The following is a 21,379-nucleotide window of genomic DNA, read 5'->3' as shown; positions in this document are numbered from 1 at the left end:
GGAGGAATCCTCCTCCCCCGGGGGGTGTGGGGGGGAAGCCATTCCGCGTCCCGGAACTGGGGAAGCGTTCTGACCTGTGGGAACGCGCTGTTTGACGCTTCCCGGAACGCCGGATGCGTTGTTGACGGTTCCGGCGTTCCGGGAAGCGTTCTGACCTGCTGGTTTGCCAAGTTCCCCGGTTGACGGATCCGGCGTTCCGGGAAGCGTCGTGACCTGCGGCTTTACCTGCTCGTGATCTTCAGCCGTAGAGGGCCAGTCAGGGTTCCAGGCGGGGTTGTCGTAGACCTCGTAGACGACCGGACCCTTCCGGCCGGGAAGGGTCGGATGCGGCAGCTGGAGGCGGCGGACGTAGCCGGCCTCTACCAAGCGCGCGAACGACTCATAGACGGCGTTCTTACCGACCAGCTCCCGCGCATTCTTCGCGGAGCGGATGCCCCGCTCCTTCAACTGCTCCCACACGGCGAGTGGAGTGGACTGCACACCGGAGGCAAGATTGAACATGACCTGGAGCAGCACCACGTAATCCAGGGAGTGGACTAGATCGGACCCGACACCCATATGGCGGGGGACCGAGATGCCGCTGGCGGGAGCCTGAGCCTGACGAAGCAGGCCAGATCCCTCAATACTGCTAGCGGGCCCCTCGAGGGCGCCGCCAGCTGTCCTTTGCTGGTGTTGCAAGGGGTACATCTCCCCAGGTAGGGGAGCCGCGACCAGCGAATGTGACCCAGTACGGGATCAGAGTAGTGGCGTTGCGCTATCCATTGCGCATACTCTGGGTATAGGTGACCACGCGGGCCCGATGGCCCACGGGCATCACCCAGCAGACGAGGTCACCTCGCTGCTCACGACTCAAGGCTTTGGTAGGGGCCGAGTCGATCGCTAGGAAGCGGTCTCCGTTGTGGCGACGGGGGCCGCTTCGGCGTTTCTAAGGCGGGCCGGTTGGCATCATCGCTCCTTACCCCGCTTGCCGTGCCGGCTCCGAGGCCTGCGCTGCTTCGGGGTGCTTTGCGGCCCACCCGGTGAGCAGCCGGACGTAAGCTTCGAGGTGACGTCGACGCGGCTTGGCTACACCGGTTTCCCAGCGGTGGAAGGCCACTCGAGTAACTCCAAAGACCTCCGCAACCTCCTCTTGGGTTAGCCCGTCGGCCTTGCGGAGCCTCGCGCGGACCTCTGGTGACGGCAAGGTGTCCGGCCGCGCGAGCAGAGCGTCGACTGCATCGAATAGATCTGACACTGCTCCCCCTCTCCTCACGTGATCCAGAACTATACATAACTCTCCACTTGTTGCCGCGGACTTGGCGGCGTGTCCTCGGAGAATTCCGTTCTTCCCCGGCCTGGGTGCGCTCGCCATGCCAGGGTCAACGGCCAGGAATGCATCGACGTTAGAGTCTCGGCGTGCGCCTCGCCCTCTTCGACCTGGACGGCACGCTGGCCGACAGGCAATCGGCACTCAGCGACGCCGTGCCTGGCCTGTGCCGTGCGCACGCCTTCCCACCCGCCGTTGAGCACTGGCTGCTCGCCGAGCTTGCCGACCGCGCGAGTGCCGACGACTTCGTCCGGTTTCGCAACACCTTCGACCTGGCGGTGCCCGCTGCAGAGCTATGGCAGGAGTACGTCGATCTGATGGCGGCCGCAGCCATCTGCCGATCGGAGGTCCTCGAGGGCCTTGCGCGCTTGCGTGCCGCCGGGTGGACGATCGGCATCGTCACCAACGGCGCAAGCGACATCCAGCGCGCCAAGCTTGCTGCAACCGGCCTTGCCGGTCTGGTCGACGGCGTCGCAGTCTCCGGCGACCTCGAGATCCGCAAGCCGGACCCGCGCCTTTTTCAACTCGCGGCCTCTCGATGCGGCGTGAGCCTTGCCAACGGCGGCTGGATGATCGGTGACAACCCTGCCGGGGACATAGGGGGCGGTCACCAGGCCGGCCTGCGCACCATCTGGCTCCATGGTCGACCATGGCCCGACGGCCTCACCGCCGCAGATCACACCGTCGACGACGTCACCGACGCCATCACCATTCTCCTCAACGAGACGGAGTAGTAACACCGTGGACCAGCCCACCGTCGGCATCCTCCACCCGGGCAGCATGGGCGCCGCCGTGGCGGCCTGTGCCGCCGCCAACGCGGCAGCGGTCCTGTGGAGCAAGGCCGGGCGCAGCACTGCATCCCTTGCGCGCGCCCAGCAGTTTGGACTGACGCCGGTGGCCAGGCTGCAGGAGCTGCTGGACCGTAGCGACATCGTCATCAGCCTCTGCCCGCCGGCCGCCGCCGAGGACCTTGCTCGCGACGTCGCCGAGCACAGCTTTACCGGGTTGTACGTGGAGGCGAACGCCATCAACCCCGAGCGCACGAAGCGAATCGCCGACCTGCTCGGACCAGACACGGCCGTCGTGGACGGCGGCGTCGTCGGCTCCCCGCCTGTGCGGGGCAAGACGCCAGTGCTGTACGTGTCCGGGCCGGTCGAAGCGACCGAACGGATCGAGGCGCTGTTTGCGGGTACCGCCGTGCGGACGATGACGCTGGGCACGGAGGTCGGGAAGGCGTCCGCGCTCAAGCTTGCGTATGCGGCGTACCAGAAGGCCAACCGCGTCCTGATGGCGCTCGCGACCGGGTTGGCCCGCGAGCACGGTGTTGACCAGGAGCTCATCGGCATCGCCTCGCGGCGTACCACCTCGTACCTCTCCGAACCTGAGTACATCGCGAAAACCGCTGCCCGCGCCTGGCGCTCGGGCCCGGAGCTGGAGGAAGCCGCCGACATGCTCGCGTCCGCCGGCCTTCCACCGGAGATGCCGCGAGCGGCCGCAACCACGCTGGCACGGTGGGACGACGTCAAGGACGCCAGCGAGCTCACGCTCACCGACGCCCTGGACCGGCTTGCCCAGCCGTGACCCGTGCTCATGCCCTGGCCGCCTCCGCCCCCTGCACCAGCAGCTGGTCAATGCGCCGGGCCGACTCCTGCGGCGAGGCCGTCGTCGTGTCCACCGCGAGATCCCATGCCGTGGCCGCGTGCATGGCCAGGTCCTCGCGGGTCGCATCCCACACCGCCAGACGCGCTACAGTGTCGGTGTCGCCCCGGCCTTCGGACCGCCGCCTTGGCGCGGCCGCGCGCGCCGCGGCCCCGGGGCACCTGCCGGGGCACCTGACTGAACGACGATCCCGTTCCCAGTTTGTCGGCGATGCTCATGCGCTAATCATGCGCTGCCTTAAGCGATTCGTCGCCCGCGAGGTCTACCGCGCTCTGACCAGGACATCGACTGGGCAAATCCCCAAACCAACCTGGCCCCAGCGCCCTTGACAGGCATAGGAGCATCAGTTCTGGACGCGGAGAGCGGTCTGAACGCTCACGCGGGATTTCTCGGTGTGCGATCCAGGCCGGCTCTCATCGGTCCTCCCGGAGGAGTTGGAGGGTGTCGAGGAGGCTCTGGTAGATCATGATGCCTTCTTCCCATGGGGCCGCATGGTGGCCGGTGAGCCGCTGTCCCTGGGTGAGTCGGAGCCCAGCGACCTTGGCCAGGGTGGCGGTCACTCGCTCTCGCTGGTTCATCGGTACGAGCTGGTCCTCGGTGCTCTGGTCGAGTACGACCAGACGGGGCGCGTTGCCTTCGCGGATCCGTCCAGCGATCGACGCCGGGTCGAAGCTGGCCGGGCTTACGTCCGGCCAGGCGTCCTTGTCCGTCCCGAACGCCCTGGACAAGAACTTCTCGTAGTCGTCGCGGAGGTGAGCGTGGGAGGCGCCCAGCCCGTCCGCCGTCGCGAGAGCGGGCAGGTCGTACAGGCCGCTGAGGCCGAGCAGTGCGGCAGGGCAGGGCGGCTCGGGAAGGTGGTCGAGACCGTAGTGCCGCGGAGGCTGGAGGATGGACTGAAACGCCAAGCAGGCGCCGCAGCTGTGGCCGGACAGGACGTAGGAGCCATCGGCGAGGCCGAGGGAGCCGAGCAGGGCCAAGCCGTGCAGCACGTCGCTGACATGCTGCGGATGGACGGCCTCGCGAGCCAGGTCGGTGTGGTTGTCCTTGATGGCGTCGTAAGGAACGGGGGGATCCGCCATGACGGTAGGAGCAGGGTAGTTCATCTGGGAGACGGTGTAGTTGAGTGAGGCGATGGCGGTGACTGGGGCCGGCCCCTCACCGGGGAGCACGCCGCCGGAGAAGGCGTGGGCAACGGCGGGTTCGATCGAGGCGGAGGTGAGCCGCGGGTCGCGCCAGGCGCCGCCGTGGACGTGCACGAGGTACCGCGGGTGCCGCGCCCTGGAGTCAGCCTCTGGAAGGGACGTGACGGGGGTGCCGATGAGGGCGGCGGTTTGCGGCGTCCGCGGCAGGTAGATGCTGAGGTTCTGGAGCCGGTTGGCGTTGGGGATGTAGGGGATGTCCTTGGCGGCGATGACCGGGATACGACGATCGAGATGCGGGCTCGCCACCTCGGCGGGCTGCCAGAGGGCCTGCCTGGCGTCCTGGGGCCAGGTGAAGTCTGCGAAGTCTGCCCGATTCGGCATTATGCCCGTTCCTTCCGGCCGGAGATCCACGTGCCGGGGGCGCTGAGCTCAATGATGGTGCCGACGTTGTCGGTGACGAAGGCGATGCGCTGGCCGGTTGCCGGTATCTCCATGGGGCCGCCGATCAGCGGCACATCGAGTTCGCGTAGCCGGGACAGTGCCGCGTCGAGATCTGCTACAGCGAGGCAGAAGTGGTGCAGGCGCGACCTGTGCATGCTCGTGAGAATGTTGTCGGTCGGCGCCGCGCCCCGGTCCGACGCGCCCGCGAGAAGCTCGATCTTGACGTCACCGGCGGTGAGGAAGACGAACGTCGTGCCGTGAGCCTCGAACTGCTGTTCAACGACGAAGCCGAGGTTGCGCGAGTACCACGCGATGGTGGCGTCGAGGTCCTCTGGCGTAACGGTGATGCCCACGTGGTCATGGGAGAACGGGAAGGTCATGTCCACAAGAATCACCGACTGCCGGACCGGCAACCAGAGAGAGGCATTCGGTAGGAAAGTCAGTACCACCTTTGGGATGGTGCCGGGTGAGACAATTAGTTGGTGGCCGTCGTGGCAGATAGTCGACGTAGTCGCCACAGCGACGCCGCCGACAAGGCCCTGCGCGAGCTGACCCGCACCGAGCAGGCCGCCGTCGAATCCGTGTGCCGCGCGCTCGAAGTCGAGCTCGGTCCCGACCGGGCGCGTGGCCTTCCGGACGCCGACCCCCGCTCGGCGTCGTACGTCATCGAGCTGCTGCCCGTGCAGACCAACGGCCGCGGGAACGACGCTGCGCTACGGGTCAAGGCACCCTAGATCATCCGCGTGGCAGGTGCGCCGAGGGTGGTCGCAAGGTTCAGCTGGCCCCGGACAGCCCGCGGCGAAGATCGCCTAGGCTCCAGCTGCACACATGCGTCCGGGATGCAGCCACAAGGAGAGGACTGAAGCATGAACGATGTCTTGCCATCCGCTGTGGAAGCCATCGGGGCGACGCCCATGGTGCGCCTCGACCGGATCACGCGGGATCTGAACGGGACGATCCTGGCCAAGCTGGACTACCTGAACCCAGGCGGCTCCAAGAAGGACCGCGTGGCGAAGGGGATCATCGAGGAAGCCGAACGCGTCGGCGCGCTCAAGCCGGGGCAGCCAGTGGTCGAGCTGACCAGCGGCAACACCGGCACCGGTCTGGCGATCGTGTGCGGCGTTAAGGGATACCCGTTCATCGCGGTCATGTCCAAGGGAAACTCACGCGAGCGGGCCCGGATGATGGCGGCGCTCGGTGCCGAGGTGGTCCTGGTCGGCCAGTTGCCCGGCTCCGTCCCCGGGCAGGTCTCTGGCGGTGACCTGGAACTGGTCGAGGCCAAGGCGAGGGAGATCACCAAAGCCCGCGGAGCGTTCCGGGCCGACCAGTTCCACCACGACGGCAACTGGCTCGCCCATTACCACGGCACAGGCCAGGAACTGTGGCAGCAGACCGGCGGCGCGATCGACGGATTCGCCGACTTCCTCGGTTCAGGCGGAACCTACGCGGGCGTCACCAAGGCCCTCAAGGAACACAACCAGGCCGTGCGCTGCTTTGCCGTCGAACCCGCAGGCGCCGCTGTCGTGGCCGGGCAGCCGCTGAAAACCCCGGACCATCCGATCCAGGGGGGCGGTTACGCCATGAACGACCTGACCTATCTCAGGGACGTGCCGATCGACGGCTTCGTCCAGGTCACCGGCGACGAAGCGAGGCAGGCCGCCCGCCGACTGGCGACCGAAGAAGGCATCTTCGGGGGCTTCTCCTCCGGCGCCAACCTCGCCGCGGCCCTGAAACTGTTGGACGGGGAGATGCGAGGCAAGACCCTGGCCATCATGATCTGCGACTCCGGCCTCAAGTATCTGTCCACGGATCTGTGGGCCGACGCCTGAGGTCCCAGCTCACCCGCTCTCCGTCACCTCCGGCCCAGCCGTCCCGGGCCCTCATGCCCACCGGCAGACCGAGAACGACACCTGTGTTCAGGCATGGCAGGCGCGGCGACGCGTACATTGGATCCGGCGCTCGCCACGCGGCCTCGTTCATCCGGCAACCTGGGAGCGGCTCATGGTGTCGTCGTGACCGATCGGCCGGTGGTGTCCACCCGGGGGCGGGGACGGGGCACCGCGAGCCCCAGGTCGAGGCGCTTGTCCATGTCCAGCCCGTACGGGTTGACGTTCGACCAGAAGAAAGCGGTCAGGCCGCGCCGGTCCTCGCCGGTAAGCTTCTTCGCCCACCCCGGTTCGGCCAGAACCTGCTGCACAACAGGGTGTTGACATGGACGAGCGCGGACTGGAGCAGGTGCAGGGCGAGCATCGAGGTCTCGGCGTGCTCCTTGTCCGGGCCGGTCAGAGTGCCGTCCTCGCCGTAGTGGAGCACGGTGTTCGCACTGTTCCAGCTCTCCGCGGCCTGCAGCCCGCCGTGGATCTCCCGGCGCAGGCCGGACCTGGCCAGGTAGTCGCAGGAAGAGATCGTCCGCACGGCCCGGCCGAGTTCATCGAGTGCCTGGTAGGTGGGGTGCCTGGAGCCACCCCGGGTGAAACGACACAGCACCTGCTCCGCTGAATCGGACGATCACAGCGGGACCTCCGTCCGGCAGGACTCTTCCGCCTCGCCCCTTGGCGAGGCCCGGCACTGGAAGAACAGCATCAGGGCACCGGCGACCCGGCGCGTGGCGCCGGTGGCTCATCCGCTCCAGGGGACTCTGGCGAGGACGAGTCCGCGTACGTCAGCGGCCCCGGACGCCCGGAGTCTGAGTGCGACGTGCTGAAGCTGCGAACCGCTGGTGAAGAGGGGCCGGTGTCGCCGGAGGGCCTGTGGGCGCGGCCGTCCGCGCGTCTGGAAGCGGAGCTGCGGCGAGGCCCGTCGGCGCACGAGTTCGCCGACCTTCAGTGGTGGACGCTGAAGCTGACCAAGGTAGTGATCGGGCGGTTGTTCCATGTGGGTTGCACGGTGCAGGGTGTGCGGAAGCAGATGCGGCGCCACGGCTGGTCATGCCAGGTTTCCCTGCACCGGGCCATCGAGGGGACGAGGAGGCCGTCGAGGTGTGGAAGCACCATGGCCGACCAGATGGCGTACGACCGGTGCACCGAGCTCGGTCTGTCCCGGTCCGAGTTCGCTGAGCGTTGTGGCGTGAAGCAGCCCCAGATCTCCCGGATCGAAGGCGCAGGCACCGTGCGCACCATCCCCCTCCGGGGTAGACGCGGTCGAGGGGCCGCGACTGCCATTCGGCCATGCCCTCCATCGCCTTATCCGTGATCGTGGTGATGGTCTGCTTGGACACCTCCGCCCGTACACCTCGGCCGGATGAGCCGATATCTCCTCATGGTCAAGCCCTTCGCCGACAGCGAGAGCACCATCTCGTCGACACCGGTCAGGCGCCGCTGCCGCGTGCGGACGATCTGCGGCTCGAAGGTGCCGGCGGTGCCTCGGGGCGCCTTCGTCTCGACCGGGCCTCCGTCGGTCAGCACGGTCTTCGAGCGGGTGCCGTACGGCTGTTGCCGCTGTTCCTGCCCGTTGTGTCGTGCTTGTCGTAGCCGACGTGATCGGTCATCTCGCCCTCCGGGGCGGACTCCAGCACCCGCTTCGTCCGCTGCCGCATCGGCCCCCTCCCCGGTCAAATGCGGCCCGTCGGAGCGGGCACGATCGACGAACATCGCGATCAACAGCTCCTCTGACGCCGGCAGGCGGCCCCACCGCGGCGAGGGGTCAGCCGTCGGCGGTGGCCGGCCTATTTGGATTCGACGCGTCCGACCGGGTGGGGATCGGTCGCCAGCGCGTCGCACGCCCGCTGCCACGCCGTGTCACCGGGGTGGAGTCGGGAGCGGAGATAGGCCGTGGTGAGACGCCCGAGGGCGGCGACCAGGTCCGGGTTCTCGTCCGTGGTCTCGGCGGCGTCGTACCCGGCGATGCCGCCGAGACCGTGCTGGGCGCCGAACAGGGTGAGCAGGGTCTTGGGGCTGGGGGCGAAGGTGTAGGGATCGGTGAACCAGACCGGGCCCAGGTCCGTGAAGTGCGTGAGGCTGTCCTTCTCCCCTGCGACGACCAATGTGGGCGTGGTCATGGTGGAGAAGTCGGTGGTCCGGAAGAACGGCGTCTGCTTGGCCATGTACCCGGTGAGGGCGTCGCCGCCCCTGCCGGGCGCGGCGAGCAGCACGCCCGTCTTGATGCGGGACTCGATGAGGCTCACCTGCTCCCCGGTGTCTGGGTCATTGATCCCGGTACCCAGCAGGAGGCCGGCCGTGAAGCCACCGAGCGAGTGTCCGGCGACGGCGACCTTGTCGTGGTTGATGCGCCCGGCGAGGCCCGGCACGGCGTTCTCGATCTCGTCGAGCCGGTCGAGGATGTGCGTCATGTCCTCGGCGCGTGAGCGCCAGAAGAAGGGGGCTCCGGAGGCGCCGGCGAGCTGGCGGCTCAGCGTCCTGGAGCTGAGGTGGGTCGGCTGGACGACCACGAAGCCGTGGGCCGCCCAGAAATTGGCGAGCGGTTGGTAGCCGTTCAGGGAGGACAGGTTGTTCGAGGGGCCGTGTCCGTGGGAGAAGAGAATGACGGGCAGGTCAGTGCCGGTCTCGGGTGCGGACACGCGCACTTGGAGGTCCACGGGGCGTCCGGGCACGGACAGGACCACGGGGCTGTACGACAGGACGGGAAGGGGCGGGCCGAAGGTGGACGCTGGGCCGGTGGATGCGCTCATGAGGGGTGGCTTCTTTCTACGGCAGTGCGACGCCGCCCGGTCAGGACCGGGCGGCGGCAGGCGAGCGGTGGGGCGTCACTTGCTCTGCAGCGTGCCCAACGCTTCCGGGTCTTCCGCCAGCGCGGTGGCCGCCGCCTTCCAGCTGGTGTCCTCGGGGTAGAGGGCGCTGCGTAGGAAGGCCGAGCTGAGCTGCTGGATCAGGGCGACGCGCGCGGGGTTCTCGTCCGTCGTCTCGGCAACTGAGTACCCGGGGACGCCGCCGAGCGAGTGCTCGCCCCCGAACAGCGTGAGCAGGCTCTTGTCGCCCGGGCTGTAGGTGTAAGGGTCGGTGAACCAGTCCGGTCCGCGCGTGGAGAGCGGGGACTGGTCGTTGTCCCCGGCGACGATCAGGGCCGGAGTGGTCATGGTGTCGAAGGACGGCTTCATGAAGGGGAAGTGCTCGGCGGCGAACGGAGTCAGGGTGTCGCCCAGGCCGGTCAGCGCGAGCAGCACACCCGCCTTCACTCGCGGGTCAGACATGTCCTGGCCGGGCTTGCCGTCGGAGCCGAGGACGCGCGCGCCCAGCAGCGTGCTCGCCGTCTGGGCACCCCAGGAGTGGCCGGCCACGGCGATGCGGCTGCGGTCGAGGCGCCCGGCGAGGCCCGGCACGGAGGCTTCGAGGACGTCGAGGCCGTCGAGTACGCGCGTGAGGTCCTCGATGCGGATGCGCCAGATCTGCGGCGTACGGGGGTCCTCGGGGGGCAGGCCGAGCGTCCTGGAGTCGAGGTGGGTGGGCTGGACGACCACGAAGCCCTGGGCGGCCCAGAAGTCCGCCAGTGGGGCGTAGCCGTCCATGGACCAGCCGAAGCCGTGCGAGAAGACGATGACGGGCAGATCGCTGTCGCTCACGGGGGCGGACACGCGGACCTGGAGGTCCTCGCCGCGGCCTGGGGCGGACAGGACGACCGGCCGCGCGGACACCACCGTGGCGGGTGCGGTCTTGGATTCGGACATGGGGGTGCCTTTCGGTGCGTGAGCACTCTTGGTTTGGCGGGCCGGCAGGCGGCGGTGCCGCAAGCATGGGCCGGATGGGAGCGTTCTCTTATGCGGAGCCGCGTCGACGCAGGGTGATGACGAGGGTGTGGCTGTCGCGGTCCGAGGTGGAGCGTGCTGAGGACAGCGGTTGGCCGCGGGCCTGCCGATCTGCCATCATGAACGAAACGGAACCTCGTTCCGTACACAATACGGAACGTCGATCCGTTTTGCAAGATCGGCTGTCGGAGGAGCGCTACGGTGAACGACGAAGGCCCGGGCCCGGGAAGCTCAGCCAGGTCCAATCGCAAGGACGCCCGGCGCAACCAGCAGGCCCTGCTGGACGCGGCCGCCGCGGTCTTCGTGGCCTCGGGCGTGGAGGCTCCGGTACGCGACATCGCGGCCAAGGCCGGCGTCGGGGTGGCCACGATCTACCGCCACTTCCCCACCCGGGCGGACCTCGTCATCGCCGTCTACCGCCACCAGATCGACGCCTGCGCCAAAGCCGGCCCCACCCTGCTGGCGGGCGGCCCCACTCCCTATGCCGCCCTTGGGAAGTGGGTCGACCTCTTCGTCGACTTCCTCGTCACCAAACACGGCCTCGCAGCCGCGATGCAGGGCGACAGCACCGGCTTCGCGACGCTCCACGCTCACTTCCTTGAACGCCTCCTGCCGGTGTGCGCCCAACTCCTCGAAGCTGCCGACACCGCGGACGAGATCCGCTCCGGCATCGACGCCTACCACCTCATGCGCGGCATCGGAAACCTCTGCATCGGCGCCGAGAGCGACCCCCGCTACGATGCACGCCGAATGGTCGCGCTCCTCATCGCCGGACTGCGCCAACCGAACTGACCGCGCGCTCGTTAATCGCGGCGGCTCTCGCGCAATCGGTCGTTTGTCAGAAGCCCATCCAACGAAGGCACGTGACAGTTCAGGCCAGCGCGTAGCCGCCCGCGAGCTCGCCTCCATGCCGGCCGAAACCCGCGGCCGGTCCGTGGACCGCACGCTCAGGGCTGACAGGCGCTGAACTGTCGACGCACGTCTCGGAACCAGGCGCGGAAGTACACGGTACTCAGCAGCGGCTTCGGCGGCGAACAGGTCCAAGGCGTGGTAGGCGCCGAATACAGGGCGAGTTCGACGGGGACGCCGCTCGCCTGGAGCCGCGTCGCATAGCTCAGGTCCTCGTCGCGGGAGACGTCGAGTTCGGCGACTGCCATGACGGTCGGCGGCGGCCTGGTGAGGCCCAGCTCTCACATGACGGCAAAGGCGTCACGGACCGGTCTGCACGGCCCCTGTCGCGGTCATCGGCATCCGCCGCTCTCCGGCCGCCCGGTCGAAACCCGCCGTCCCATTGATCTGCTGCCCGACCGGGAGGCATCGAGCCTGGCGGCCTGGCTCGCCCAACGGCCCGGCGTCGAGGTCGTATGCCGGGAGCGGGCGCCGTTCTTTCGCCAAGGCGCCGCCCTCGGCGCGCCAGACGCCATCCAGGTCGCGGACCGGTGGCACGGGTCTGGTGCAGGTTCAGGTGACAGGTTCGGTCACGCGGCCTGGACGGTCGGTGTGGTCATGACGGTCTCGAACTCGACGGGGGTCAGCCGGCCGAGTGCGGCTTGTCTGCGCCGCCGGTGGTAGGTCCGCTCGATCCAGGTCACGATCGCGATCCGCAGTTCCTCACGGGTGGTCCAGCTCCGGCGGTCGAGGACGTTCTTCTGCAGCAGGCTGAAGAAGGACTCCATGGCCGCGTTGTCGCCGGCTGCCCCGACCCTCCCTATCGATCCGACCATGCGGTGCCGGTCGAGGGCCCGGACGAACCTCCTGGACCGAAGCTGCGATCCGCGATCGCTGTGCAGGATGCACCCGTCGACGTGTTCACGTCGGGCCACTGCGTAGTCGAGGGCGGTCACGGCCAGGCGGGACTTCATCCGCGCGTCGATGGAGTAGCCCACGATCCTGTTGCTGAACACATCCTTGATCGCGCAGAGGTACAGCTTGCCTTCGCCGGTGGCGTGTTCGGTGATGTCGGCGAGCCACAGCCGGTTCGGGCCGGTCGCGGTGAAGTTGCGGCTCACGAGATCGTCGTGCACCGGCGGGCCGGCCTTCTTGCCCCTGCCGCGCTTCTTGCCGAACGCGCTCCACCAGCGGTTGTCCCGGCAGATCCGCCACGCAGTCCGGTCCGCCATCCGAGCCCCGGCACCACGCGCTTCATCGGCCAGGAAGCGGTCGCCGAATTCCGGATCGTCGCGGTGAGCGTCGAACAGTGCGTTCGCGCGATACGACTCCTCCAGTACGGCGTCGGCAACCGGCTTGTCGAGCCAGCGGTAGTAGGGCTGTCTGGCGAGCTTGAGCACCCGGCACGTCACCGTGACGGGCACCCCGTCCACGGCCAGCTCCTTCACGAGCGGGTAGATCCTTTTCCCGGCAGATGCGCCTGCGTCAGATAGGCCGCGGCCCGGCGCAGGACCTCGTTCTCCTGCTCCAGCAGCTTGATCCGCCGACGTGCTTCCCGCAGTTCCGCGCTCTCCTGGCTGGTCACCCCGGGCTTGGTCCCGTCGTCGATGTCCGCCCGGCGCATCCACTTCCACAACGTCATCGGGTGAACCCCGAAATCGGTGGCCACCTGCTCGACCGTGACACCCGGGCCGCGGTTCCTCGCGACTCGCACGACGTCCTGGCGGAACTCTTCCGGATAGGGGCTTGGGCACAGCGACATCCTTCCCACCCGCCCCTCAGGGCAAGCCAGTTCAGATGTCACCCGATCGCGCAGCAGACCCGGTCAACTGCCCGCCGCCGTGGCTTGGCTGGGGCTTTTCCTGATCATGCTGGGTGTCACCGTGGTCGTGGTGGCTGACGCGCAACGTGCGGATCCCGATGACAAGCGTCCCCGGCGAGACGCTCTTCCCCATGACGTTTCCCACATACGCCACCTTGGGCGGCCTTCACATCGGAGACCCTCACACCCTCCTCTGGTCAGCCGCGCGGGAAGGGCGGTTCGACGAAGTCGAAGCCAGCATAAGGAAGCTGGAGGTCCGCACCATCCGGAACCACGGCGCCAAGTCTCCCGAAGCCACACACTGGATCGAGGTACGAGCTGTGGTCGCCCGCATTGCCGGCAACCACGGGCTTGCGTCCCAGCTGTGGCTGGCCGCGGCCAGGTTCCACTCGTCGCCGCCGAACCGGGAACTCCGTGCAGCACGCACATGCCTCGATCAGGCTTTCCACGAATGGGGCAACATCGAGGATGATCGTGTCGCGGCTTCGCTGGCTCCGACACTCCGCGCCATGTACCACGACGACCCCAGCTACCGGCCGGACGTCCCGGACGCGATAGACAGGCGTCTGTTGTACATGAGCATCCGGGGTCAGGGCTGATTGCTCGCCCCGGCGGTGCCACGTCGAGCGCACGCATGCCTGGCAGAACGCCTTGCACCGCCTCGCTCGCTGCTACCAGCGCCGAGCGACCGTCATCAACGCCTCCTTCGGCCTCGCCGAAACGATCACCACCCTCGGCAGCCTGAGCCGCCGTGCCTGGACCGCCTACCCCTGGGACGACCGACCGAACCGCCGCCCTTGAGTACTTGCTTATCTGCGCGAGTTCTTAAAGGGGCCTCGGCCAGCTTGGCCAGCAAGGCGGAAGCCCTCCCGGTGGCAGAGTGCCGCTCTCGGCGTCCTTGCAGATCAGCGTGCCCGCCTCCCCGGATGCGATTCCCGCGGCTGCGGCGGGCAGCTCCCGTTGGAGCGTATTCTCCGCGAGGCGACCGGCACCGATGTGGCGGGCGCTGCGCCGAGTTCTGGTGCCGCGATGACAGAGAAGTTGCCCCGGTCATGGACTCATGGGATTCAGCGGGCTGGCTCCGGTGCCCGTGTACAAGCCGGGGTCCAGGGACAGCAGGGTGGCGTCCTCCCCCGCCCGCCGGGCAACGATCACCGCCGCTGCGGGATGCAGCACCCGCCAGTCAGCCTGCCGCCACACGCCGGCGACCAGGGCGTGGGCACGAGTGAAGTCGGTGGCCGTGGTGAAACGGAGTCCCAGGATGTGTTGCCCGGCACCCGGTCGTTCGCGCTCGGCGACGGCCGCGGACAGGGCGGGGATCATGATCTCGGCATGGCCGTAGCTCGCCTCGACGTACAGGCCGTTGAGAAATTCGTCGCCGTCGGCGATCGCCTGGATACAGGTGTGGTCGAACAGGACGCGGATCACGCGGCGTGGTGCTCCTGTCCGAGACTCTGCAGGAAAGAACGAGCCCGGGCGCGTGCGTCATCGGAGACCATCAATCCAGTGCTCCGCTTGATCTCCTCAAGTGCCTGCTGCGCCCGCTGCTCCCTCTCCTCCTCTGTCAGCTCGCGCTCCACCAGCTCGGCCAACAGGTCGTTCATGGTGGTGTTGCGCTCGCTGGCCAGGGTCTTCAGACGGTCACGGACGGCCCTTGTGGTCTTGATGCTGGTGTCCTGCTCTCCCATACAGTTCATTCTACCACCAGTAGAACGCAGCTGGACGGGGCCTGCCCCACCCGGACCCATCCGCCCATACGCCCCTGTCACGACACACCCACGCCGCAGCCCTTCGTTTGAAGCCTCACACGCACGGCCATATTTTCGAGTTTACGTTTCTACTGATGACTGACATCGGTGGCGCCGCCACAATGTGGCCCGCCCGGGGCGAGCCGCCGCTCGCGCAGCGGTGTCCACGTGCGCAGCTACCTCGGGGCGGTACACCGACAGCGTCGACAGCATTCGTGGTGTCTCGGCATCGGCCGTCGAGATCAACGCCGCCACCTCAGCGTGCGCTCCACGGGCCTGGGCCACGGCGCGGGTGGCCAGGGCGGGCTCCGGGGTGCCGAACGCGGCAGCGAGCTGCTGCCCCGACGCATCAAGATGGACGGCCGCCACGCGCCGGTCGCCACGCGCTGCGCGATCCTGGCCGGCGCCTGGCGAAGCGATCCCGTCGCGCTTGCCGTAGGACCGCTCCAGGGTCGGCCGAGAGTTCGCCGTCGCCCCGTCCCAGCAGTCGAGCACGAACTGGCGCTGCCAGACAGCCGATCACCAGGCGTACCACCTCGACGACCATGGTCTCGAACGGGACATCGACCAGCGGCCCCGAGCGCGGCGAACGGGATCGCCGCGGTCAGCTCGTCGGCGGCCGGCATGGTGGTGCAGTGCTCGGCGGCGAGACCGGCGAGTTATCGCCTGGCCGACGCCTTCTTGCCGGTGCCGCCACCGCCCTCGATCGACACGACCTGCGGCGGCCACCGGCCGCGTCGGCGAAGCGCCGTGGCGACATCGCTCAACTGCCGCTGCCGACCCGGCTCTGGCCCCCCCTCGACTCTCCCGACGGCGTGCGTTGCCCGCCGACAGCACGCAGGGCACCGCAGCGCCCGGTGGCGGTCAGGAGGCGGTGAGACCGACGTGGTCGTCGAGGAAGTCGAAGAACCGCTGGGAGGCGAGGGCCCGGGCCATCGGCTGGCAGTGGCCGGCGGCTCCTTCGGCCTCGGTGAAGCGGACGAGCTCCTTCTCCCCCGGGAGCATGTCGTACAGCCGCTCGGGCTGGCCGGCGAAGTACTTCTCGTCGTCAGGATCGGCGACGAGCACCGGCGTCGTGATCTGTGCGGCAAGCTCCGGCGTGATCCGGTAGCGCAAGGCTTCGAGGTATGTGTCGAAGACGCTCGGGCAGCCGTACGGCTTGGCCCGCCAGGTGATGATCCGCCTGGTATTCGCCGGGGCGAGCTCGATCGCCGCGTTGAACCGGTCGCGCTCGCCGGCGTCGAACATCGCCATCAGCTCGGGCCCCAGTTGGGCGCGCCACGCTGCGGACACGTCGACCACCCCGCCGTCGATCACAGCGGCCGCGAATCGGTGCTCGAACGCCAGGGCGCGCGGGCCCCAGTAGCCCCCCTGGCTGACGGCGTAGAAGGCGAGTCGCTGCGGGTCGACGTCCGGGCGGCGCAGCGCCGCGTCGACGACCGGCCCGATAACGTGCTCCCAGTCGGGCCGGAACGGGACACCCCGCTCGAACAGCATGCGCTGCTGGCCGGGCCCGTCGAACAGCACGACGTTGTAGCCACGCGCCGCCGCCTCGGAGCCGTAGCCGGGCCACAGGTAGCTCAGTGCGCCGTCGGCGCCGTTGGCCACCACCAGCGTCGGCTTCGGGCCGTCGCCGCTGGCGGCGAAGAACCAGCCGGGCATCGTGGTGCCCTCGTAGGGGATGTCGAGCCGCTCGGGCGGGTTGTCCAGCAGGCCGAGGTACTGCTCCCAGCACAGGCGGTACGCGGCGAACGCCCGTGCCCGCACGGTCTCCGGCTCGTCGCACCCGTCGGCCACCACGACGCACGCCGTGTAGTACGTCGCGGCGCGCAGCAGGGCGTTGCGGCCGCTGACCCGGTGGCCTCGGCGCAGGCAGTCGTCGCCGATCGCGGCGATGCGATCGGCCGTCGCCTCCCACTCGCGTACCCACGAGGCGTAGTCGCCGTCGGTAACGCGATCGATCGTCGTCAGCGCCTCACCGGTGTCCGCCGCGCCGGTGTATACCCGCCCGAGCATTGCCTGGGCCATCGAGTTCATCCCCGGGTCGGTGAAGAAGGTGGAACGCCTGCCCGTCGCCATTGCGGTACTCATGCTCAGCGCCGCTCTCTCAAGGTAAGAGTTGGATCCCTCTCTTGGAAGCCATACGGAATGCAAACCTTCCTTATAGTGGAGCCATGACCACATCTGCCGCCGCGCCCTCCCGCCAACGCCGACGCCGACGCGGGCCCGAGCTCGAGGCCGCGCTGCTGGACGCAGCCTGGGACGAGCTGGTCGAGGTCGGTTTCGCGAAGCTGACCATGGAGTCCGTCGCCTCCCGCGCCGGCACCGGCATCGCCGTGCTGTACCGCCGCTGGGCCAACAAGGACGAGCTCGTGCTCGCCGCGCTCAAGCACCACCGGAACAACCACCCCGTCGATCTTCCCGACACCGGCACCCTGCGCGGCGACCTCCTCGCCGCGCTGACCGGTATGGGAGAGGCCCGCGCCGCCTTCCTCGCCATCGCTGCGGCCACAGCCTTCTCGGGGCTGCTGGCCGGCACCGGGCTCACCCCCGCCCAGGTGCGCGACCGGATCATGGGCGACCAACGGCTCTCGCGTGTTCGGACCATCTACCAGCGCGCCCATGACCGCGGCGAGATCGACCTGGAACGGATCCCTTCCGCGGTGCTCGCCATGCCGTTCGACCTGGTACGCCACGACCTGCTCATGGACCTCAAACCCCTGAAGCCCACACGCGTCCGGTCGATCATCGACGAGCTCTTCCTACCCCTCGTCCACAGCCACTACGGGCCGGGTTCGGGGGAGCCATCTGACCTGACTCATGTCCGGGTGTGCTGAGGGGTTCAGGCTGCCTGGTGCCGGACCCTCTTCAACAAGTCAGACATCCGTGTCAGCGACCGCACAGCTCAGTGCACCTGCCAAACTCGGAACCGGACGGTGGGACCTGTATCGCTCTGCACCGGCATCGAGTGCGCGAGACAGGCCCCGGTCCGGCGGGACGCGGCATGGCAGGGGTCCCATACGTGCGCGGCGCGATCACGCACCGAGCCCAGCCCCAGCTTCGCCGGCACCCGTTTCGCGTCGATCCGGATTTCCGGAGGTGTCAGGTCGCGGGTGCTCGTTGCCGAACGAGGGTGACACGAATGGGCCGCCGTCGTTCGCCCAGCCGCCCTGCTGGGCGAGCGTTGCTGTGCCCACGGACTCTATGATCGTTATGCCTTGCACCATGACAGGACGGCAAGGTCCGGGCGGCCTCTGCACGCCCCCTGGACGGGGGCCGCCCATCCCACTCCCTGTCGCTGCAGGCAGCGCACCGACTCCACTCACGTGGATCCGCGCCATTACGGTGATTCGGCCGACCGGGCAAGACGGCGCACGTACCGGTACCGGCTGTGTACCCGGGTCGACACCGTGCCGCGGGCAGGACACCCGGCTTGGTCGGCTGTCGTGCGGGCCTGCACGACAGCCGGCTCCTCGCTGGCCACGACGTTTTCGATCAGAAAACTTTCGACCTGAAGGAACCACAGGTCCTGAAGGTGCACTTCACCCACAGCCGTTCGGGCTCCGCGCTCTCGAGGGATGCCGGCGAGGCAAGCTTTCCGCGGGTCAACTGGGTGAGCGGCGCCGCAAGGTCACTTCTTGCCGTTGATGACCGCCTCCATCACGTTCTTGGCGATCGGGGCCGCGAGGCCACCGCCGGAGATGTCCTGACGGCTGGCCTTGCTGTCCTCGACCACCACGGCCACGGCCACCGGCGTGCTTCCGTCGGACAGCTTGGCGTACGAGATGAACCATGCGTACGGCTTCTCGCTGTTATTCACACCGTGCTGGGCGGTACCGGTCTTTCCACCGACCGTAACGCCCGGGATACGGGCGTTCTTACCGGTGCCGTCGTGGACGACGGTTTCCATCATCGACTGCAGGATCTGCGCGTTGGCAGAGGACATCGGCCGGCTGAGCTCCTGCGGGTCGGTCTGTGCGACGGTGTCGAGGTTGGACGACTGAAGCTTGTCGACCATGTACGGCTTCATCAGTTTGCCGTCGTTGGCGACGGCGGAAGCCACCATGGCCATCTGCAGCGGGGTCGCGGCGGTCTCGAACTGGCCGATGGAGCTGAGCGCGGTGTGCGGCCGGTCCATCGTCTCGGGAAAGTTGGAGGCGGCCGAGCGCACCGGCGTGAACTGCTCGGAGTTGAAACCGAACTTCTTCGCCTCCGCCAGCATCTTGTCCTTGCCGAGATCGACACCAACCTTGCCGAAGACCGTGTTGCAGGAGTACTGCAGCGCGACGCGCAGGGTGGCGTTCTTGCAGGGGATGTTGCCCTCGTTGTTCAGCGGCTGCGTGGTGTCCGGCAGGGTGTACGGCAGTGGCGAGTCGGTCGGCTGGTCCGCCGACGTGTACAGGCCGTTCTCCAGCGCGGCGGCCGCGGTGACCACCTTGAAGGTGGAGCCCGGCGGGTAGGTCTCGCGCAGCGCCCGGTTCAGCATCGGCTCGTCCGGGTCGGAGCTCTTCTGGAGCTTCTTCCAGGCTTCGGAGTCCGAGTTCAGTCCACCGGCGAACGACGAGGGGTCGTACGACGGGTAGGACGCCAGGGCCAAGATCTTGCCGGTAGAGGGGGCCAGTGCGACGGCGGCGCCCTTGCCGCCCACGTTCTTCAGGCCGTTGTACGCCGCCTTCTGCGCGGCCGCGTTGAGCGTGGTCACGACGTTGCCGCCCTGTTTCTGCTTGCCCGTGACCATATCCTGGGCATTGCGGAAGAAGAGCCGGTCGTCGTTGCCGGTGAGGATGCCGTCCTCGATGGACTCCAGCTGCGTGGCACCGAAGGCCTGCGAGGCATAGCCGGTGACCGGCGCCCACATGGGGCCGTCCTTGTACGTGCGCTTGTACTTCAGGTCGTTGAACCCGTTGCTCTTGGTATCCGTCGACCCGGTGACCGGGGAACCGCCGACGATGATGTCGCCGCGCGGGGTGGCATAGCGAGCGATGGTCACACGGCGGTTGTTCGGGTCGGTCTTGAGGCCGTCGGCCTGGACGTACTGGAGCCAATTGTCGCGGACGAGCAGTACGAGGAAGAGAAGGCCGCAGAAAGTAGCGGTCCGGCGTATGGGCTTGTTCATAGGTGGACTACCTGGGTCATCTCGGCATCGGGGTTACTGGCAGGTACGGGGGCAGGGCGGCGGGTTGCGGTCCCAGCAGTCCGGACGGCACCGAGCCGACGTGGGCGAAGACCGGGGTGAGAACCATGAACACCAGCAGCGCCAGCTCACCGCTGCGTCGGCTCGACAGGCGTTCTCCCCGTAGTGATCCGTCCCACTGAGTCAGAAGACGGGTCCTGCCTTCCATCTAACAAGACACGGCCGCCCGTTCATGCATCGACCAGATCATGACTGCCCGACTGGACAGTTCAATCGGACCTGAAGGGAAATTCTGGCCGCCACCACCGGCAGGTGCCGACCGTGACGGAACCGGTCAAGCGTCGTCTGACGGATGCGCTCCCGCTCCTTGCTCGAAGACCGCATGGAAGCGCCTTGTGTGGTCCACGTGGCGTTCGGGCCCGTCAGGGTGACCGTGGCCGTCAGGCGCGGGTTGGTACTGGAGGCGGCCAGCCGCAGTTCGAGCTCGCCCGGCTCCACCACGCGCCGCCCGTCGCGCCCGGTGAAAGAGGCGAGGTCGGCCGGGACCGTGACGCGGACGCGCACCCGCTGCGCCTCCCCCGGCTCCAGCGCCACCTGGGTGTAGCCGATCAGTCGCTGCACAGACTGGACGACCGAGGCGACCGGGTCGTCCAGGTAGAGCTGGACCGCTTCGGTGCCGTGCCGCCCGCCGGTGTTGCGGACGGTGAAAGCGAGGTGGAACGCGCCATCCGTGGGCACCTCGTTCACCGCCACGACGAGGTCGCTCCAGTCGAACTCCGTGTACGACAGGCCATGCCCGAAGCCGAAGGCGGGCGTCGGGTCGATCGTGGACACCTCGCTGACGTGCGCGAGCCGCGCACCAAGGTAGGTGGCCGGCTGGGCGCCTGGCCCGCGCGGCACGCTGACCGGCAGCCGTCCGCATGGGTTGGTCCGCCCGCTGAGCACCCGGCGATGGCGGTGGCGCCCTCCACGCCCGGGAAGAACGACTGCACGATCGCGGCGGACCGTTCCACGGCGCGGCCGAGCGCGTAGGGCCGTCCCGCGAGCAGCACCGTGACCACCGGAGTCCCCTCGTCGAGCAGGGCGTCGAGCAGCTGCTGCGCGCCGGGCAGAGCGAGCGACTCGACGTCACAGCCCTCGCCGCTGGGGTCGTCGTCGACGCCGGTACCGCGTACGACCGTCAGCTCGACGTCGGGGAACTCGCGGGCCAGCATGTCAGCCACAGTTTCGCAGCTGATCTCGTCATCGGCTCCGACCAATCACTCATCAGGCTCGGCGACAATACCCGCACACATCCGGCTAGGTCGTGTTTTAGAAGTCGGTGACCGGTCTGGTTGGCCGTCCGGGGAAGTCGCGGGCGGCCATCCAGATGGTGAGGTCGCGGGCGATGTCGTTGATGCTCGTCGCCGTGGTGACCTCGTGCTCGTTGCGGGAGGTGTCACGGCGGACTATCTGGTAGCCGCCTTCGTCCAGGACGGCCACTGAGGCGAACCACACTGGATCGTCCTCGTCGGGCTGGAGGACCACGAAGGTGTTGTCGG

21 protein-coding genes and 6 pseudogenes are annotated in these 21,379 nt (G+C 68.3%); 10 read left to right on the top strand and 17 right to left on the bottom strand.

Going from position 1 to position 21,379, the window contains the following annotated elements; all coding sequences use genetic code 11:
- Together IE318_RS45660 and IE318_RS39035 are read right to left on the bottom strand one after the other, a co-directional pair.
- A pseudogene (locus tag IE318_RS45660) lies at positions 1-519 on the bottom strand (hypothetical protein); the annotation flags it as partial.
- Positions 520-955: 436 nt separating this feature from the next.
- The gene (locus IE318_RS39035) at positions 956-1,351 is read right to left on the bottom strand and encodes a helix-turn-helix domain-containing protein (RefSeq protein ID WP_189907649.1); all 396 of its coding nucleotides are present in this window, start codon (positions 1,349-1,351) and stop codon (positions 956-958) included.
- A 44-nt stretch (positions 1,352-1,395) separates the two neighbouring features.
- On the opposite strand from IE318_RS39035, the gene IE318_RS39030 reads away from it, so the two are divergent.
- Together IE318_RS39030 and IE318_RS39025 are read left to right on the top strand one after the other, a co-directional pair.
- Complete coding sequence (locus IE318_RS39030) at positions 1,396-2,040, top strand: HAD family hydrolase (RefSeq protein ID WP_189907648.1); 645 nt, start codon at positions 1,396-1,398, stop codon at positions 2,038-2,040.
- Positions 2,041-2,047: 7 nt separating this feature from the next.
- Complete coding sequence (locus tag IE318_RS39025; protein WP_229904053.1) at positions 2,048-2,887, top strand: DUF1932 domain-containing protein; 840 nt, start codon at positions 2,048-2,050, stop codon at positions 2,885-2,887.
- A gap of 7 nt (positions 2,888-2,894) precedes the next feature.
- Here the strand turns inward: IE318_RS39025 and IE318_RS39020 are convergent, their stop codons facing one another.
- From IE318_RS39020 to IE318_RS39010, 3 genes are all read right to left on the bottom strand, one after another.
- Complete coding sequence (locus tag IE318_RS39020) at positions 2,895-3,041, bottom strand: hypothetical protein (RefSeq protein ID WP_229904052.1); 147 nt, start codon at positions 3,039-3,041, stop codon at positions 2,895-2,897.
- Positions 3,042-3,378: 337 nt separating this feature from the next.
- Positions 3,379-4,488 carry a hypothetical protein gene (locus IE318_RS39015; RefSeq protein WP_189907646.1) on the bottom strand — a complete coding sequence of 370 codons (1,110 nt, stop codon included), beginning with the start codon at positions 4,486-4,488 and terminating at the stop codon, positions 3,379-3,381.
- Positions 4,488-4,928, bottom strand: a complete 441-nt coding sequence (locus IE318_RS39010) for a VOC family protein (protein ID WP_189907645.1) — start codon at positions 4,926-4,928, stop codon at positions 4,488-4,490. The genes IE318_RS39015 and IE318_RS39010 overlap by 1 nt, the downstream gene beginning before the upstream one ends.
- A 102-nt stretch (positions 4,929-5,030) precedes the next feature.
- Here IE318_RS39010 and IE318_RS39005 point away from each other — a divergent pair, with 102 nt between their 5' ends.
- Together IE318_RS39005 and IE318_RS39000 are read left to right on the top strand one after the other, a co-directional pair.
- Positions 5,031-5,282: a hypothetical protein gene (locus IE318_RS39005; protein WP_229904051.1), complete on the top strand. Its 252-nt coding sequence runs from the start codon at positions 5,031-5,033 to the stop codon at positions 5,280-5,282.
- Positions 5,283-5,414: 132 nt separating this feature from the next.
- Entirely contained in the window at positions 5,415-6,377 is a 963-nt protein-coding gene (locus IE318_RS39000) for a PLP-dependent cysteine synthase family protein (protein ID WP_189907644.1), read from the top strand.
- Positions 6,378-6,678: 301 nt separating this feature from the next.
- Here IE318_RS39000 and IE318_RS38995 read toward each other — a convergent pair whose 3' ends face one another.
- The gene (locus IE318_RS38995; protein WP_229904050.1) at positions 6,679-7,035 is read right to left on the bottom strand and encodes a Tn3 family transposase; all 357 of its coding nucleotides are present in this window, start codon (positions 7,033-7,035) and stop codon (positions 6,679-6,681) included.
- A gap of 210 nt (positions 7,036-7,245) precedes the next feature.
- Here IE318_RS38995 and IE318_RS46420 point away from each other — a divergent pair, with 210 nt between their 5' ends.
- Positions 7,246-7,740 carry a helix-turn-helix domain-containing protein gene (locus IE318_RS46420; RefSeq protein ID WP_308438625.1) on the top strand — a complete coding sequence of 165 codons (495 nt, stop codon included), beginning with the start codon at positions 7,246-7,248 and terminating at the stop codon, positions 7,738-7,740.
- On the opposite strand, the pseudogene IE318_RS38985 reads toward IE318_RS46420, so the two are convergent.
- The 3 genes and pseudogenes from IE318_RS38985 to IE318_RS38975 all read right to left on the bottom strand — a co-directional run.
- Positions 7,676-8,138, bottom strand: a pseudogene (locus IE318_RS38985) (transposase); the annotation flags it as partial. The gene IE318_RS46420 and the pseudogene IE318_RS38985 sit on opposite strands and share 65 nt — an antisense overlap.
- Positions 8,139-8,212: 74 nt before the next feature.
- On the bottom strand, positions 8,213-9,175 hold the full coding sequence (locus tag IE318_RS38980) for an alpha/beta hydrolase family protein (RefSeq protein WP_189907643.1): 963 nt from the start codon (positions 9,173-9,175) through the stop codon (positions 8,213-8,215).
- Between the two features lie 75 nt (positions 9,176-9,250).
- Positions 9,251-10,168 carry an alpha/beta hydrolase family protein gene (locus IE318_RS38975; RefSeq protein ID WP_189907642.1) on the bottom strand — a complete coding sequence of 306 codons (918 nt, stop codon included), beginning with the start codon at positions 10,166-10,168 and terminating at the stop codon, positions 9,251-9,253.
- 279 nt (positions 10,169-10,447) lie between these two features.
- Here IE318_RS38975 and IE318_RS38970 point away from each other — a divergent pair, with 279 nt between their 5' ends.
- Positions 10,448-11,038, top strand: coding sequence for a TetR/AcrR family transcriptional regulator (locus IE318_RS38970; RefSeq protein WP_189907641.1), 591 nt, complete (start codon positions 10,448-10,450; stop codon positions 11,036-11,038).
- A 155-nt stretch (positions 11,039-11,193) separates the two neighbouring features.
- On the opposite strand, the gene IE318_RS46725 is transcribed toward IE318_RS38970, so the two are convergent.
- Positions 11,194-11,433 carry an alpha/beta hydrolase fold domain-containing protein gene (locus IE318_RS46725; protein ID WP_373311412.1) on the bottom strand — a complete coding sequence of 80 codons (240 nt, stop codon included), beginning with the start codon at positions 11,431-11,433 and terminating at the stop codon, positions 11,194-11,196.
- A gap of 85 nt (positions 11,434-11,518) precedes the next feature.
- On the opposite strand from IE318_RS46725, the pseudogene IE318_RS46915 reads away from it, so the two are divergent.
- Positions 11,519-11,692: pseudogene (locus IE318_RS46915) on the top strand (transposase); the annotation flags it as partial.
- Between the two features lie 32 nt (positions 11,693-11,724).
- Here the strand turns inward: IE318_RS46915 and IE318_RS38955 are convergent.
- A protein-coding gene (locus tag IE318_RS38955; protein WP_189907639.1) for an IS3 family transposase occupies positions 11,725-12,896 on the bottom strand; the annotation gives its coding sequence in 2 pieces (ribosomal slippage) (positions 11,725-12,600 and positions 12,603-12,896; 1,170 coding nt in all).
- A 191-nt stretch (positions 12,897-13,087) separates the two neighbouring features.
- Between IE318_RS38955 and IE318_RS38950 the strand changes: the two genes are divergently transcribed.
- Positions 13,088-13,555: a hypothetical protein gene (locus IE318_RS38950; protein WP_189907638.1), complete on the top strand. Its 468-nt coding sequence runs from the start codon at positions 13,088-13,090 to the stop codon at positions 13,553-13,555.
- A 13-nt stretch (positions 13,556-13,568) separates the two neighbouring features.
- Positions 13,569-13,757: pseudogene (locus IE318_RS38945) on the top strand (IS5/IS1182 family transposase); the annotation flags it as partial.
- Between the two features lie 249 nt (positions 13,758-14,006).
- On the opposite strand, the gene IE318_RS38940 reads toward IE318_RS38945, so the two are convergent.
- From IE318_RS38940 to IE318_RS38930, 3 genes are all read right to left on the bottom strand, one after another.
- Positions 14,007-14,384 (bottom strand): PIN domain-containing protein, encoded by a 378-nt coding sequence (locus IE318_RS38940; protein ID WP_229904049.1) that lies wholly within the window; start codon positions 14,382-14,384, stop codon positions 14,007-14,009.
- Positions 14,381-14,644 (bottom strand): hypothetical protein, encoded by a 264-nt coding sequence (locus tag IE318_RS38935; protein WP_189907636.1) that lies wholly within the window; start codon positions 14,642-14,644, stop codon positions 14,381-14,383. The genes IE318_RS38940 and IE318_RS38935 overlap by 4 nt, the downstream gene beginning before the upstream one ends.
- Positions 14,645-15,568: 924 nt before the next feature.
- Positions 15,569-16,795 carry an alpha/beta hydrolase family protein gene (locus IE318_RS38930; RefSeq protein ID WP_229904048.1) on the bottom strand — a complete coding sequence of 409 codons (1,227 nt, stop codon included), beginning with the start codon at positions 16,793-16,795 and terminating at the stop codon, positions 15,569-15,571.
- 83 nt (positions 16,796-16,878) lie between these two features.
- Between IE318_RS38930 and IE318_RS38925 the strand changes: the two genes are divergently transcribed.
- Positions 16,879-17,541, top strand: coding sequence for a TetR/AcrR family transcriptional regulator (locus tag IE318_RS38925; RefSeq protein WP_189907635.1), 663 nt, complete (start codon positions 16,879-16,881; stop codon positions 17,539-17,541).
- A 794-nt stretch (positions 17,542-18,335) separates the two neighbouring features.
- On the opposite strand, the gene IE318_RS38920 is transcribed toward IE318_RS38925, so the two are convergent.
- From IE318_RS38920 to IE318_RS38910, 3 genes and pseudogenes are all read right to left on the bottom strand, one after another.
- Positions 18,336-19,820, bottom strand: a complete 1,485-nt coding sequence (locus IE318_RS38920) for a peptidoglycan D,D-transpeptidase FtsI family protein (protein ID WP_189907634.1) — start codon at positions 19,818-19,820, stop codon at positions 18,336-18,338.
- Between the two features lie 352 nt (positions 19,821-20,172).
- Positions 20,173-21,076 (bottom strand): annotated as a pseudogene (locus IE318_RS38915) (glycoside hydrolase family 3 C-terminal domain-containing protein); the annotation flags it as partial.
- A 73-nt stretch (positions 21,077-21,149) separates the two neighbouring features.
- Positions 21,150-21,379 (bottom strand): annotated as a pseudogene (locus IE318_RS38910) (hypothetical protein); the annotation flags it as partial.

Origin of the sequence: Streptomyces spiralis, assembly GCF_014654675.1 — a bacterium.
Classification (GTDB): Bacteria; Actinomycetota; Actinomycetes; order Streptomycetales; family Streptomycetaceae; genus Streptomyces; species Streptomyces spiralis.
Note: the sequence above shows the minus strand (reverse complement) of the source record. Positions and strands in the feature narration are given on the sequence as shown.